Source organism: Streptomyces asoensis (genome assembly GCF_016860545.1).
Classification (GTDB): Bacteria; Actinomycetota; Actinomycetes; order Streptomycetales; family Streptomycetaceae; genus Streptomyces; species Streptomyces asoensis.
Genome location: NZ_BNEB01000005.1, coordinates 333,293 through 347,089, shown reverse-complemented (window position 1 = coordinate 347,089; position 13,797 = coordinate 333,293). Strand labels below are relative to the sequence as shown.

At 74.6% G+C, this 13,797-nt stretch carries 11 protein-coding genes; 3 read left to right on the top strand and 8 right to left on the bottom strand.

The window, feature by feature from the left end; genetic code table 11:
• The first annotated feature begins 112 nt into the window (after positions 1-112).
• Together Saso_RS24865 and Saso_RS24860 are read left to right on the top strand one after the other, a co-directional pair.
• Positions 113-1,030 carry a Rieske (2Fe-2S) protein gene (locus tag Saso_RS24865; RefSeq protein ID WP_189921520.1) on the top strand — a complete coding sequence of 306 codons (918 nt, stop codon included), beginning with the start codon at positions 113-115 and terminating at the stop codon, positions 1,028-1,030.
• Positions 1,031-1,141: 111 nt separating this feature from the next.
• Positions 1,142-1,327: a DUF1360 domain-containing protein gene (locus Saso_RS24860; protein ID WP_189921521.1), complete on the top strand. Its 186-nt coding sequence runs from the start codon at positions 1,142-1,144 to the stop codon at positions 1,325-1,327.
• A gap of 59 nt (positions 1,328-1,386) precedes the next feature.
• On the opposite strand, the gene Saso_RS24855 is transcribed toward Saso_RS24860, so the two are convergent.
• Positions 1,387-2,244, bottom strand: coding sequence for a phosphodiesterase (locus Saso_RS24855; RefSeq protein WP_229901244.1), 858 nt, complete (start codon positions 2,242-2,244; stop codon positions 1,387-1,389).
• Between the two features lie 234 nt (positions 2,245-2,478).
• Between Saso_RS24855 and Saso_RS24850 the strand changes: the two genes are divergently transcribed.
• Positions 2,479-3,570, top strand: a complete 1,092-nt coding sequence (locus Saso_RS24850; protein ID WP_189921522.1) for a polyprenyl synthetase family protein — start codon at positions 2,479-2,481, stop codon at positions 3,568-3,570.
• Positions 3,571-3,609: 39 nt separating this feature from the next.
• On the opposite strand, the gene Saso_RS24845 is transcribed toward Saso_RS24850, so the two are convergent.
• From Saso_RS24845 to Saso_RS24815, 7 genes are all read right to left on the bottom strand, one after another.
• On the bottom strand, positions 3,610-7,980 hold the full coding sequence (locus Saso_RS24845) for an nSTAND1 domain-containing NTPase (protein WP_189921523.1): 4,371 nt from the start codon (positions 7,978-7,980) through the stop codon (positions 3,610-3,612).
• Positions 7,977-8,321, bottom strand: coding sequence for a CU044_2847 family protein (locus tag Saso_RS24840; protein ID WP_189921524.1), 345 nt, complete (start codon positions 8,319-8,321; stop codon positions 7,977-7,979). Before Saso_RS24840 ends, Saso_RS24845 begins: the two co-directional genes overlap by 4 nt.
• A 138-nt stretch (positions 8,322-8,459) precedes the next feature.
• The gene (locus Saso_RS24835; protein ID WP_189921526.1) at positions 8,460-9,641 is read right to left on the bottom strand and encodes a spore photoproduct lyase family protein; all 1,182 of its coding nucleotides are present in this window, start codon (positions 9,639-9,641) and stop codon (positions 8,460-8,462) included.
• Positions 9,642-9,739: 98 nt separating this feature from the next.
• Entirely contained in the window at positions 9,740-10,174 is a 435-nt protein-coding gene (locus Saso_RS24830) for an ATP-binding protein (protein WP_189921528.1), read from the bottom strand.
• Positions 10,175-10,236: 62 nt separating this feature from the next.
• Positions 10,237-12,528 carry an FtsX-like permease family protein gene (locus Saso_RS24825; protein WP_189921530.1) on the bottom strand — a complete coding sequence of 764 codons (2,292 nt, stop codon included), beginning with the start codon at positions 12,526-12,528 and terminating at the stop codon, positions 10,237-10,239.
• Positions 12,529-12,531: 3 nt separating this feature from the next.
• Positions 12,532-13,281: an ABC transporter ATP-binding protein gene (locus Saso_RS24820; protein ID WP_189921532.1), complete on the bottom strand. Its 750-nt coding sequence runs from the start codon at positions 13,279-13,281 to the stop codon at positions 12,532-12,534.
• Positions 13,278-13,793 carry a PadR family transcriptional regulator gene (locus Saso_RS24815; RefSeq protein WP_189921535.1) on the bottom strand — a complete coding sequence of 172 codons (516 nt, stop codon included), beginning with the start codon at positions 13,791-13,793 and terminating at the stop codon, positions 13,278-13,280. Before Saso_RS24815 ends, Saso_RS24820 begins: the two co-directional genes overlap by 4 nt.
• Positions 13,794-13,797 lie beyond the last annotated feature (4 nt).

Here is a 13,797-nt window from a genome sequence, read left to right as displayed (position 1 = left end):
GGCCCTGCGGACCCCGAGGGTGGTCCGACGCCGACCCCGCCGTGACGACCGCCGTCGCCCTGCGGTCCCGGCTGCCCGTTTGCCGTATCGCGCGACGGGGACCCGGAGGCGCATGAGTACCTCGCTTCCCCACAGCCGGACCGGGCAGAACCGGGCCCTGACGCTCCTCGACCGTCTGGAACGGGAGCCGAGGGCGGACAACCTGATCGACGCGATCAGCTCGGGCGTACGGTCCCTGCCGCTCGGGCGCGGCCGGGACGTGCTGCACGGCAGATGGCTCGGGCATCCCGTGCACCCGGTGATGGTCCAGGTGCCGATCGGCAGCTGGACCTCCGCCGCGGTCCTCGACCTGCTCCCCGGCCGCTCCCGGGAGGCGGGCCTCCTGATCGGGATCGGGCTGGCGGCGGCCGGACCCGCGGCGCTCACGGGCGCCGTCGACTGGGCGGAGCTGCACCACGAGCAGCAGCGCGTGGGCCTGGTGCACGCCCTGGCCAACACGGCGGCCGTCGGACTGTACTCGGCCTCGCTGGTGTGCCGGGTCAGGGGACGCACGGCGGCGGGCCGGGCCCTCGGGTTCCTGGGGCTGACGGTGGCCGGCGCGGGAGGCATGCTGGGCGGTCACCTGGCCTACCGCCAGGCCGCGGGCGCCAACCACGCCGAGGACGTCCCGCACGTCGTCGGCGAGGGCTGGCACCGGGTCGGCGACGTGGCGGACTTCCCGGCCGGCCGGCCCGTGCGGCGCGTCGTGGACGACGTGCCGGTCGTGGTGGTGCGCGAGGCGGGCGGGACGGTCCACGCGCTGGCCGAGCGGTGCAGCCACCTCTCGGGCCCGCTGTCCGAGGGCACGGTCACGGACGGGTGCGTCGAGTGCCCCTGGCACGGCAGCGTCTTCAGGCTCTCCGACGGCTGGAACGTCCGCGGCCCGGCCACCGCCCCCCAGCCCGCCTTCGACACCCGGATCGTGGACGGGCACGTCGAGGTGTCCCTCCGCCCGCCGGAGCCCGAAGCGCACCAGGCGCACGACCGGTGACGGCGTCACGCGCTCGCCCGGCGAGCGGGACCGGAGCGGCCCGCAGGGCCCGGCCGAGCTGCACGAGGTGGCGCGCGAGGAGGCCGGGAAGGAAACCGTCGGCGAGAGCTGATGACCTGCCCGTTCTGCACCGGCGTGTGGATGGTGTCGAGCCTGACCGCCGGACAGCTGCCCTGGCCGCGCGCCACCCGCACCGCCATGGGCGCGCTCACCGCCCCGGCCGGGGCGGACGCACTCCAACCGGCCTACGCGGCACTGGTGGACAGGACGACCGGCGCCGACGACGAAGGAACGTGACGTCCGCGGCAGCCGCGACCGCTCGGGGCCCTGCGGCGAGGGATTCGGGCTCTGGCGGTTCAGGAGGTCGGGCCGAGGAGCGCGGGTGCCTCGGTGTCGGCGGGGCGTGTCGTGGGCCGCGCGCGGCGGCCCGCCCGTGAGCCCCGGTAGGCGGCGCGGCGGATCGCGGCCAGGGCGCCGCCCGGGCGGAAGCCGTGCGCGCTGTGCGCGTAGGGGTCGAAGTCCAGGGTCCGGTCCGCGGGCACGGACAGCGCGGCGTCCACCGTCAGCACGGCGAACGGCCGCCACGTCCGGGCGGAGGTCTCCGCGCACAGTTCGAAGACGAGCGGCCCGGTGGCCAGGGCGTCCCGCAGACCGCCCGGGGCGGCGGGTACTGACGCCTGCCGGGTGCGGTGCGGGAAGGCGGCCACGAGCCGGTGGCGTCCGCCGATCCGGTACGCGAGCAGGCTGGAGTAGGGGCCGCCGAGCGCGTCCGCCCGGGGCCGGGGCAGGTGCCGGGTGAGACGGCCGCGCCCGCAGGTGGTCAGCAGCAGGTCCAGGAGGACGCCGGTGCCGTCGGCCCGCTCGACGCGCAGGGCAAGACCCAGCCCGTCGGGCACGGCGCCGGGCAGGCCCGCCGCCCGGGAGAAGCGGACCGTGGCGGCGTAGATCCCGGGTACGTCCAGCCACGGCGCACCCCAGGGTCCGCCGTCGTCGTCGACCACCTCCAGGGCGGCCGTGCAGGTCAGGCCGCGTGGATGCAGGGCCGGTGCCCGGCGCGAAGCGGCCAGCAGACGGAACGCGGTCTCCACCGGTCCGGCCCGCCGCGACCCCGGCGACTTCCGCCGTCGTACGCCCGCGGACGGAGTGTCGGCGGGGTGGCCGCCGTACGCGGCGGCGACGCTGTGCGCGGACTCCCGGACTTCCGCCCTGCTCATCCGACCTCCCTCGGTAGGGCGGGCCGGGTACCCCCGGAGCGGGACCCCTACTCCCGGCCGGTGAGCCGGTGCGGCGATCGGCCGTCGGCGGACACGGAGTGCGGCCGTGGGCGAGGATGGCGGGCACGGGGATCACCGTGATCCGGGACTGCCCGGCCCCGGGCGGAGCGCCCGCACCCCGGACCCTTCCGATCTTCCCGATCCTCCAGACCCTTCGTCCCGCAGGAGACCGTCATGACCGACACCGCCGCTCTCGTCGAACAGGTGCAGGCGCGCCTGGCCGGACACGAGCGCCGGTTCGCCGCCCTGTTCGAGGAGTACTTCCGGACGCTGCCCGCCAGGATCGGCGCGCCGGAGTTCAGCAGGTTCACGCCCGACTGCCTCGGCCTGCTGCGGGACCTGTCCCTGCGGGGCGGCAAGCGGCTGCGGATGGTGCTGCTGCACGAGGCCGCACGCCTGGTGACCGACGAACCCGTCCCCGGTCTGGACGAGGCGGCCCTGAGCGTAGAGCTGTTCCAGACCCACGCGCTGGTCCACGACGACATCATCGACGACAGCCCCCTGCGCAGGGGCGGCCCGTCCACCTACTACGCCTACCGCGAGAGGTTCCCCGGACAGCCGCGGGCCGCCCTCGGCCTGGCCCTGCTCGCCGGTGACCTGGCGCTCGCCCTCTCCCTCACCGTCCTGCTGGAGTCCGACGCGCCGCCCGAGGTGCGCCGGGCCATGGTCGAGGTGCAGACACGGGCGTCCCTGGACACCTCCGTGGGCCAGATCATCGACATGGAAAGGGACTTCACGGCGCTGCCCGGCGAAGAGGTCCTCCATCAGGTCGCCGACTTCAAGACCGCCCGCTACTCGGTGCTGGCCCCGATGCGGCTGGGTCTGCTCGCTGCGGGCGGGAAGCCGGAGCTCCACGACGAGAGCCTGCGCCGCTACGCACGCCTCGCCGGGATCTCCGGGCAGATGCGCGACGACTACCTCGACCTCTTCGGCGAAGCGGAGGTGATGGGCAAGCCGACCGGGACCGACCTCGCCGACGGGCGGCGCAACTACCTGGTGCGGGCCGTGCTGACGGCGGCGGACGACTCCGGGCGGGCCGTGGTGGAGGCGGCGCTCGGTGACGCCGCGGCCCGCACCCCCGAGACCGTCGCCGCCGTCCGTGACATCGCCCGCCGCTGCGGGGCGGAGGCCGAACTGCGCGCGGACATGCGGCACTACGCGGAGCGGGCCGCCGCCGAGGCGGCGGGCTGGCGGTCACGGTGGCGTCCGGAGGCGGTGGCCTTCTTCGAGCACCTGCCCCTGTGGAACGTGCAACGGGCGCTGTGAGCCCACCAGAGCGATGCGGGACCCGGCCCGCCGTCCGCGTCAGCAGCTCTCCCGGTACTCCGTTCCGTGCGCGTACTTCTTCCAGGCGGACTCGGACAATCCCTCGCCCGCGAGTCGGGCGCAGGCCCGGTGCGCCAGGTCGGACCGGGCGGACAACGCGGGGGACAGGTCCCAGAGTTCGACCTGCGTGATGCTCTGGGTGGCCAGCGTCCGGCCGTCGGGGAGGAACGTCATGGCGACGGGCATCGGCAGGCGGTGGTACCGGGCGGGCCCCATCCGGCGGGGCCGGGCCGGGTCGGTCAGGTCCCAGAACAGCAGGGTTCCGATCCCGATGCCGGCGGCCAGCACGGAGGCGTCCGGGGAGACGGCGACCGCGCCCACCGGACCGTCCTGGTCCGTGGCGATCCGCGACAGCAGGCGTGGCCGACGTCTGTCCGACACGTCCCACAGGGACAGGACGGCGGTGCTGTTGCCGACGACGAGCAGGTCGCCGTGGGCGGACAGGGCGAACGACGAGCGGTCGCTGCCCAGTTGGCCGATATCCGTGCTGCTGATCTGTGTGGGGCCCCCGGACCCGGCCGGGACGTCCCAGAACCGGGCTCTGCCGTCGGTGCCCACGGTGAGCAGGGTGCGGGCCGAGCCCGCGAAGGTCACCAGGCGCAGGCCGGCCTGCTGGGTCAGTTCCGCCCGCCTGGCCACCCGCGCGGGATCGGTGGTGTCCCAGAGGATCACCTCGCCGTCGAAGTCGCCCGTGGCCAGCAGGGATCCGTCGGGTGACCAGCCGAACGCCCGGGGCACGCTCCGGTGGCCCCGCAGCGGACCGCCCGGCCCGCGCACCCTGCCGCCGGCCGTGCTCCGCAGCACCACGTCCGTGGGCCGCTCGCCACCGGCGCTCGCCAGCAGGTCCGCGTCAGGGGAGAGCGCGGATCCGGGAGCGGCGACCGCCGTCAGGGAGGTGGGCTTCGCGGGCCGTTCGACGTCCCACAGCAGGGTTCTGCCGTCGTTGGCGCTGCTGGCCAGCAGGTTCCCGGCGGCGCTCAGTTCGCCGGACACGGAGCCCGTGGCGTGGCCGGGCAGGGGCGGGCGCAGTGGCCGGGGGCGGTCCCGGTCGGCGGTGTTCCACAGGATGACCCTGCCGTCGGCGCCACCCGTGACCAGGAGGTGGTGGGAGACGTCGGCCGCCATGGTGCGCACCGCGGCGCCGTGGACGAGCGGCATGTCGGTGCGCTGGAACGGCAGGGTGTCCAGCCGTACGAGCTGTACGCGGCCGTCGTCGCCCGCGCACGCGAGGACCCCGGCCGCGACGAACTCCACCGTGGTCACAGGGCTGAAGAGGCCGACATCGACGGAGGCCGTCGTGTCCTGGAGTTCCTTCGGACGGCTCGGGTCCTGGACGTTCCACACGGAGACGTGGGCCGAGGGGGTGCCGATCGCCAGGGTCCCGCCGTCCGGCGACAACGCCACCGAGGTGACCCCGTACAACTCCCGGGGGAGCGGCAACGCCGTCCCGAGTTTGCGTGGTCGAGGGCCTCTCGTGTCCCACAGCTGGACGGAGTCCGCTCCGTCGGCGGTGATCAGCAGACCCCCGTCCGCGGACAGGGCGAGCCGGTCGCTCCGTTCCGAAGGGTCGCCGCCGTGGCGGATCCTGGCCCTTCGGCGGAGGGTGACGACCTCGCCGGGCTCGGCGTGGATGTCCAGGAGGGAGGTGCTCACCGGGTCGGCCACGGCGAGCCGGTGGCCGTCGGCGCTCCACTCGGCGGCCGTCACCGGCGCGTCGAACGCGGTCGCGGAGCCGAGTTGTTCGGGATCGGTACGGGGGCCGGCCTCCCAGAGCGTCAGAGTCCGGGAGTTCATGGACGCCAGGAATCTGCCGTCCGGCCGCCAGGCGAGCGCGCCGACCGCGTCCGACCCGGCCTCGCCCGCGAACTTCCCGATCAGCGTGGGCTGTTCGGGGCGTGAGATGTCCCAGAACCGCAGGGAACCGTCGCCGCCCCCCACCCCGAGCGTGAGACCGTCGGGGGAGACGGCGAGGGCGGTCGGCACGGTGCCGAGCCCGTCGAGCGTGGCGGTGTGCCCCGACGTCGTCAGCGTCTCCAGCAGACTCGCGCGGACCGTCGGGTCCTCCTCGTCCAGCCGGTACGCCGCCAGTCCCATCCGGAGGGCGAGCCGGGGGTCGGTGACCCGCAGCTCCTCGGCCTTCTTCACCAGGTCGAGGGCCGCCGACACACGGGCCTGCTCGGCGGCGGCCCCCCGCTGCCGCAGGAACAGTCCCGACGCGATCACGGCCAGCGCGAGCACGCAGACCAGCAGGACCCTGATCCGGCGCGCCCGGCGGGCGACGGCACGACGTCGTCCGGCGCTCGCCGCGACGAAGTCGGCGATGCCGTCGGGCAGTCCACGCTGCGCGGCCCATTCGAGCCCCGCGGTGAGATCGGTCCCGTCCAGCAGGTCACCGGGGTCGGGGACACCGGCCTCGCCGGCGTTCTGCCGCCTCGCGTCGACGAAGCGGGCCCGGCGTTCGGCGGTGCGGTGCAGCCAGGACTGGAACTCCCGGTCCGCGGCCACCCAGTCGCGCAGTGTGCCCCAGTCCCGGATCAGGGCGTCGTGGACGAGTTCGGCGCGCACCCGGGCCGGATCACGGCCGGCGCCGGGTGCCACCCGGGTGGTGATGATCCGGCGTTCGAGCAGCAGGCCGAGCACCAGGTCGAAATCCCGGTCGCTGTCCCGGCCGCTCTCCGCGCGGTCCGCCGCCGGGCCGGCCGCCAGCGCCCGCAGATGGTCGAGCGGTACCTGACACCGGGTCGCGGGCACCGCGTGCGTCTCTTCGGCCGGGCGCACCAGCGCGGTCAGGATGCGTTCCGCGACGAGCCGGAGGTCGGGGGTGAGCCCGCGCACCGCCTGGTCGCACCAGGCCGTCAGGCTTCCGGCGACTCCGCCGAGGCGCTGGTAGGCCCCGTGGGTGAGTCTGCCGTCCCGGCGGTCCTCCCAGAGCCGGCTGAGGGTGAGCTGGAGTGCGGGCAGCAGGGTCGCCGACGCCGTGCGGCGGGCCGTGGCGCCGGGGTCGGCCGCCAGCACGTCGGAGACGATCCTTTCCGCCAGCCCCTCTTCCAGACGGCCGCCCGCGGCCCGGGCCGGCTCGGTGACGACGGCCCGCAGCTCCGGTACGTCCAAGGAGGCGCGCACGTTCAGCAGACCGGGCGTCACGGCCTTCAGGAGCTCGGGAGCTGCGGTGGCCAGCCGGGCGAAGCAGTCGTCCCGCAGGACGAGGACCAGGCTGACCGCGCTGTCCGACTCGATCACCGCGACGAGCTGCCGCAGGACGTCCGCCGACGCCTCGTCAGGAGCCGTCGCGTCCGCGGCCGTACCGGTGAGGAGCTCCTCGAACTGGTCGATGACGAGGAGCAGGCGGGCGGCGGGATGTTCCGCGGCCAGCCGCCGCCGCACCGCCCGGGCCATGCCTTCGGTGGCGGCGCCGGGCAGTCCCGCCGCCTCCAGCTCACCGAGCAGGTCCTGTCCCGGCCTGGCCGTCACGGGCAGCCACCGGTCGCTTCCGGGCAGCCGACCCTCTGCCAGCGCCGGCAGCAGACCGGCCCGTACGAGGGAGGACTTTCCCGCGCCCGAGGGGCCGAGCAGCAGCACGGCCCGCCGCTGCCGCTCCAGAACGGCGAGGGCCTCCTCCACGGCGGCCCCCCGGCCGTGGAAGTACCCGGCGTGCTCCTCGGTGAACGGTTCGAGCCCCCGGTAGGGACTGATCCGGCTCTCGGTCAGCTGCGGCCAGACGGCGCGCAGTGTCCGGGTCGGGGTGGCGTAGGCGATGTCCAGGCCCCGCAAGTAGGAGTCCTGGGGGGTGATCGCCGTGACCATCCCGACGACGAGGCCGGTCGACTCGTCCACGACGGGCGCGCCGCTGAAACCCGAGGTGAGGCCGTTGGCGTCGGTCAGCTGGAGCAGGGCGGTGTCGTCGCCCGGGAGGAGATCACCGGTCGTGCAGAAGCCGTAGCGTCCGCCGTCGGGCGACCGTGCCGGAAACCCGAAAGACCGCAGGCGACGGCCCCGGCATCCTTCTGCGGATCCCAGTGGCAGCGGACCCGACCCGGCGGGCGGCTCCTCCAGACGCAGGACGGCGACGTCCTGCGTGTCGGGCGACCGCCACCCCGCCTCCTGGACACGGGCCGCCGTGCGGGGGGCGCCCGGCAGGTGCGGGAACTCCAGGCGTACCTGTCCACCGGGCGCGCCACCGGCGGCCTCGACCACATGGGCGCAGGTGACGATGGTGTCGCGGTCGGCCAGGAACGCCGTCCCGGCGGTGCGGTCGTCGCCGGTCAGGACGCGTGCGACCGAGCGGGTCAGGGAGGCGGCCCCGGCGGGCGTGCCGTCGGACGGCGGGGTCGGGTCGTGGTGCGGTGTCACGTCCTGTCGTCCCCGCTCCGGGCGGACGCTCCCGTGCTGCTCCAGGCGGCCCGCACCTTCAGGTGCACGGCGCCCGTCCCCTTGGTGATGACGGCTCCGGCCTCGGCCGACAGGGTCACCCCGAACTCGACCTCGATCTCGTCGGGACCGGCCCGCCGCAACTGCTCCAGTACCGCTCGCGCGGCGTCACCGACCGGTACCAGCGACTCTTGCAGCGTCTGCGGCAACTCCCGTACGGCGTCCCCGAACCGGCCGACCCTGACCGGGCCGTCGTGTTCGGGCGTGGCCTCGAACCGGATCGTCCCGCCGTCCGCCAGCGGAACGCTGACAACGCCTTGCATGAAGCCCCCCATGTCCGGCGCCCCCGTGGTGACCGGATGAGCGGCGACGTTAGCGGGGCGGACACCGGCGCACCCGGGGTTCGGCCCACACGGTGCCGTGATTCATACGAAACGGTGAGCATTCAAATGCGCGTCCACTCAGAACGCGTACCGGACGGTCAGCCACGGTGCCCTGGCGGCGACCATCGCGCGCAGCCGCTCCACCGCGCGTGCCTTGGCGGCGCCGGCGTAGCGGACGTTCAGCGCGCCGTTCTCGGAGACCTTCGACTCCTGGAGGTCCGGGCGCCACAGGACCTCCTCGGCGCGCGGATGCCAGCCCAGGTTGACCTCGTGCAGCTCCCGGTTGTGCGTCAGCATGATCACCTCGGCTGCGGCCTGCCGCTTCACCCGCGCGGGCAGGACGTCGTCGAGCCGGTCGAGGAGTTCCCCCCAGGCCTCCTCCCAGCCGGGGCGGACGACGACGGGGGAGAGGTTGAAGTGCACCTCGTACCCGGCGTCCAGGAAGTCAGCGGCGGCGGCGATCCGCTCGGCGACCGGTGAGGTGCGCACGTCCAGCAGCCGCGAGTCCTCGGGAGGCATCACCGAGAAGCGGACGCGGGTGCGGCCGCGCGGGTCCAGGGCCAGCAGGTCGGGGTTGACGAACTTGGTCGCGAAGGACGCCTTGGCCGTCGGCCACTGCCGGAAGGCGTGCACGAGGTCGGCGGTGTTGTCGCAGATCAGCGCGTCGACCGAGCAGTCGCCGTTCTCGCCGATGTCGTACACCCAGGCCTCGGGGTCGCACTGGTTGGGCTCGGTCTTGGGGCCCTGCCGGGCGATGTGCCGTCCGATGTGGCCGATGATCCGGTCGATGTTGGTGAACACCGTGACGGGGTTGGCGTACCCCTTGCGGCGGGGCACGTAGCAGTAGGCGCAGGCCATCGCGCAGCCGTTGGAGGCGCCCGGTGCGATCCAGTCCGCGGACCGTCCGTTGGGGCGGGTCCGCGGCGACTTCCGCTCACCGAGGACGAGCGTCTCCCCCTTGACCCGCACCCAGCGCGCGATGTTGCCCTCGTTGCCGTGCAGTCCCGGGATGCGCCAGTGCGATGCGACCTCGACCACGCGCGCCTCGGGGAACCGGGCGATGATCTGCCGGCCGCGGGGGGAGGCCGCGGCCGCGGGTTCGGCGTGGATCTCCCGCACCGGCAGCAGCCGCCGGGCGGTGTCGGAGTCGCGGAACGACGGCCGGCCGCGGGTGTCCGGGCCTGCGGGCCCGGGGCCGAGGGCGTCGAGCCCGAACAGGGCGTCGGAGTCGTCGTCCGAGGTGGTGGACGGGTGGCGCATGAGCGTTCCGGTCGGGTCGGAGTGGCACTGAACGGACCAAACGCGGAGGAATCCGCTCCGCCCACTCTACGGCCAGCACCGCACGTGCGAAGGCGGGCTCATCCCGCCACGGACGGCGGGACATGGTCGCCGTCCGCCTGGAAGCAGACGGTGACGTTCTTGCCGCGCGGGCAGCGGTAGGCCTCCCAGCGGTCGGCGAGGGCGTCGACCAGCAGCAGCCCCCGCCCGCCGAGCGCGGACTCGCCCGGGTTGCGCGGCTCGGGCAGCCGGGGCGAGGCGTCGTGCACCGTCACGTGCAGGCACTCCTCGTCCCAGGTGAGGATCAGCTGGGCCGCGCTGCCCGCGTGCACGTGGGCGTTGGTGACCAGTTCCGACACGGCGAGCAGCACCGAGTCCACCAGCTCCGGGTCGGTCCGCGACCAGCTGAGCGTGGACAGATGGTCGCGGGTCCAGTCCCTCGCGGTCTTCACCCCGCTGCTCACCGGCAAAGACCGGGCCCATCCCACAGCCCTCAGCGATGAGTCCTTCGCCACTGTCGTCACTCCTTCGGCCGACCACCCGGGTTCATGTCCCGTGTGCCCCGGATCGGCCGGCTCTAGCCCACCGCGCTCAGGGTGTCCGCGAGGCGGCGCCGGGAGGCGCGGGCCGCGGGCAGCGCGGCGAGCGCCATGGCGCCCAGCAGCGCGGCCGCGCCGAACGCGGTCAGCGCGAGCGGCGACGGAACCTGCGCGATGCCCGCCCCGATGCCGCTCGAGCGGCCCTGGGCGTCGATCAGCCAGTGGGAGAGCGGCAGACCCGCGGCCAGCGCCACGGCGACGGAGGCGAGGACGGTGCACCCGGTGGCCGTGACGGTGATCGCCGTGATCTGCCGTGGTGACAGGCCGATCGCCTTGAGGGCCAGCAGATCGCGCTCGCTCTCGCGGACCGTGCCGCCGATGGCGGTCAGCAGGTCGACCAGCCCGATCAGCGCCAGGACGCCGAGCAGGCCGACCACGACGCCGCGCAAGGGCGACAGGCCGTCGGCGGGGTTCGTCACGACGTGCACGTCCAGCTCACCGCGGCCCGCAGATGCGCTCAGTGCGGCGGCGACGTGTCGCGGATCCGCGCCGTCGCGCAACCGCACCTGGTACAGCGTCGGCCGCAGCTCCGGGTCGTTCTCGCGGAGCGTGTCGAGCGTCGTCGAGATGACCCGGCCGGCGTTCTCCGGCTCGATGCTGCGGCCCACGATGTGCAGGATCTGCGGCCGCCCGCCCACGGTCATGCGCACCCAGCTGCCGACCCGGACGTCCAGCAGGTCCAGCAGACCCTGCCCCGCCACCGCCTCGTCCGGACCGAGCGCGGGCCGCCCCTCGGCCAGCGTGCTGGGGTACGGGTCCGCGGGGGTGCCGAGGCCGCGCAGGGCGATCGTCGCCGTCTGACCCGGCACCAGGGCCGCCACCTCGACGCCCGGATAGACCGCGGCCACCCCGGGACCGCGCGCCAGCAGGGCCCGTGTCGCGGCGTCGCCCGAGCCGGCGTCGGCCCGGACCGTGAGCGCGGCGGCCAGCCCCATCCGCTCCGGCGCGCTGTGGAACCGCTCGATCGTCGTCCACGCGCTCATAGCCACCACGATCAGCGTCAGCGGCAGCGCGAGGCGCACGATCGTGGCCAGGGAGCGCGGGCGCCGGGTGAACGTCCGGTGCCAGCCGAGGACCAGCGCGGGCGGCACCCGCCAACCGAGCGCGCGCCGCAACGGGCCAGGCAGCCGTCCGCCCGCGGGAGCGGCGGTCCTCGGCAGCGGCACGGGAGGCACGCGCCCCGCCCGCCAGGCTGCGAGTGCGGTGGTCGCGCCGATGAACAGCACCACCCCCGCCGGTATCCCCACGAGGGTCGCCGCGTGCCCGGGCAGCCCCTGCCACACCCCGACCGCGTCCCCGAGCCGGCCCGGCAGCCGGCCGCCCGCCGCCTCGGTGAGGGCCGCGGCGGCCAGCGCGCCCGCCAGCGCGTAGGCGGCGTGTTGCAGCAGGAACAGCCGCGTGACCTGGCCCGGTGTGAATCCGATGGCCTTGAGGACGGAGATGTCCCGCAGATGCCCCCGGATCCGGGTGCCGATGGCACCGTGCACGGCGAGCCCGGCGGCGACGAGGGCGCCCAGTCCGAACAGCCCCAGTATCTGGCCCAGCAGCCGGTCGTCGCCCTGCGCCTCGGCCCGTGCCTGCTGCCAGGTGGAGACCTCGCGCACGGCCCCGGCGCCCAGCACGGTCACCGCGCGCTGGACGGCGTAGTCGGTGTCGGCGGGGTCGGTCAGCCGCAGCCCGATCACCTGGCCCTGCTCGCCGCCGGCGGGCACCGCGGACGGCGGTGCCCAGACCAGGCCCGGCCGCTCACCCTGGCGGAAGCGCGGCTCGGGGCTGTCGGCGACACCGAGGACGGTCAGCGGACGTGCGCCGCCGGGCAGGGTGAGGACGTCACCGGGCCCGGCCAGCAGGGCCCGGGCGAGGCTGCTCTCCAGCACCACGCCGTCCGGCGCCGCCGGGTCGAGCCAGCGGCCGGAGGCGATCAGGGGACGTCCGACGGCGGGCCGCCCGTCGGTTCCCCGGATCTCCACGGAGGCGCGGGCTCCGCGCGAGGAGACCGTGGTCGCGGCGGTGGGATAGGGGCCCGCGACGGACTCGACGCCGTCCAGCCCGGCGAGCCCGGCCGTCCGCGCGGAGGCACCGGCGTGGATCCAGACATGCGCGCCCCGGGACTGGGTGAAGACCCGCTCCCAGGGGTTCGTCGCATAGCCGAACAGCGCCGTCGCCAGGAGCAGCGACACCACCACCCCGAAGGTGGCGAGTACCAGGAAGAGCGCTTCGCCGCGATGGGTCCGCAGGTCGGAGTGCGCCCAGCGCAACGTGGCCCGCACGGTTCAGTCCCTCAGCTCGAGCACCGCGGATATCCCCTTGGCCGGCGACGGCGTGCCGCTCAGTTCCGCGTCGTCGGCGATCCGGCCGTCGAAGAAACTGATCACGCGGTCCGCGGTGCTCGCCATCCGGGCGTCATGGGTGACCAGCAGGATGGTCTGGCCGCGCTGGTGGAACCGGGACAGCAGGCGGGTCACCTCGCGGGTGCCCTTGCTGTCCAGGCTGCCCGCGGGCTCGTCCGCCAGCAGCAGGGGCGGATGGTTGACCAGGGCCCGGGCCAGCGCCACCCGCTGCTGCTCGCCGCCGGACAGCTCACCGGGCATGCTGCGCTCCTTGCCCGCGAGCCCCAGCTCGGCCAGCAACTCCTCCCGCTCCGCCCGCGCCCGCTTGGGGGAGACCCCGGCCAGCAGTGCGGGCAGCTCGACGTTGTCGGCGACCGAGAGGTTGGAGACCAGGTTGAAGAACTGGAAGACGACGCCGATACGGCGCCGGCGTGCCACGGCCCACTGGGCTTCGCCGTAGCCGTCGGTGCAGGTGCCGTCCAGCCAGACGCGGCCGCTGTCGGGGCGCTGGAGACCGGCGAGCAGGTGCAGCAGCGTGGACTTCCCGGCGCCGGACGGACCGGTGACGGCCACGAACTCGCCCCGCCGCACGGACAGGTCCACCCCGCGCACGGCGTGGGCCGGAGCCCCCTCGCCGTGGTGGGTCTTCACGAGCCCTTCGGCCCGCAGCGCAGGAACGGGGGCGTCCTTCACTCCGGTTCCTCCAGTTCCTCCTGGCAGCGTTCCAACCAGTCGAGGTCGGCCTGTAGATGCAGCATGGCGCCCTCCACGAGCAGCCGGGCCACCCGGTTGTCGCGGTGCTCGCCCGTGACGAGCTTGGACAGGGTGCGCATGGTGTTCAGATAGTGGCGTCGTTGCTTGTTGATCAGGGCGATCCGGTCGGCGAGACCGGTCTGCGGAGCGAGTGCGAGCTTCATGAAGAACTCGTCGCGCAGCCGCGGTTCGTCCGCCGTCTCCTCGTACCAGGCGCGCAGCGCTTCCCGCCCGGCGTCGGTGAGGTGGTAGATCTTCTTGTTCGGCCGACCGGACTGCTCGACCTCCTCGCCCTCGATCAGTCCCGTCTTCTCGAGGCGGCCCAGCGTCACGTAGATCTGGCCGATGTTCGGCTGAGGGTACGCGGCGCCCAGGAGTCGCTCAAGGTCCTGCTTGAGCTCGTAGCCGTGGGCCGGTCCGCGTGCCAGCAGGGCCAGGAGGGGCAGGCGCACTCGT

What these genes read in the sequence shown, in the direction of transcription:
- Saso_RS24865 (WP_189921520.1), top strand. Translation starts at nt 113, where the DNA reads ATGAGTACCTCGCTTCCCCACAGCCGGACCGGGCAGAACCGGGCCCTG.
- Saso_RS24855 (WP_229901244.1), bottom strand. Translation starts at nt 2,244, where the DNA reads ATGAGCAGGGCGGAAGTCCGGGAGTCCGCGCACAGCGTCGCCGCCGCG.
- Saso_RS24835 (WP_189921526.1), bottom strand. Translation starts at nt 9,641, where the DNA reads ATGCGCCACCCGTCCACCACCTCGGACGACGACTCCGACGCCCTGTTC.
- Saso_RS24840 (WP_189921524.1), bottom strand. Translation starts at nt 8,321, where the DNA reads ATGCAAGGCGTTGTCAGCGTTCCGCTGGCGGACGGCGGGACGATCCGG.
- Saso_RS24860 (WP_189921521.1), top strand. Translation starts at nt 1,142, where the DNA reads ATGACCTGCCCGTTCTGCACCGGCGTGTGGATGGTGTCGAGCCTGACC.
- Saso_RS24850 (WP_189921522.1), top strand. Translation starts at nt 2,479, where the DNA reads ATGACCGACACCGCCGCTCTCGTCGAACAGGTGCAGGCGCGCCTGGCC.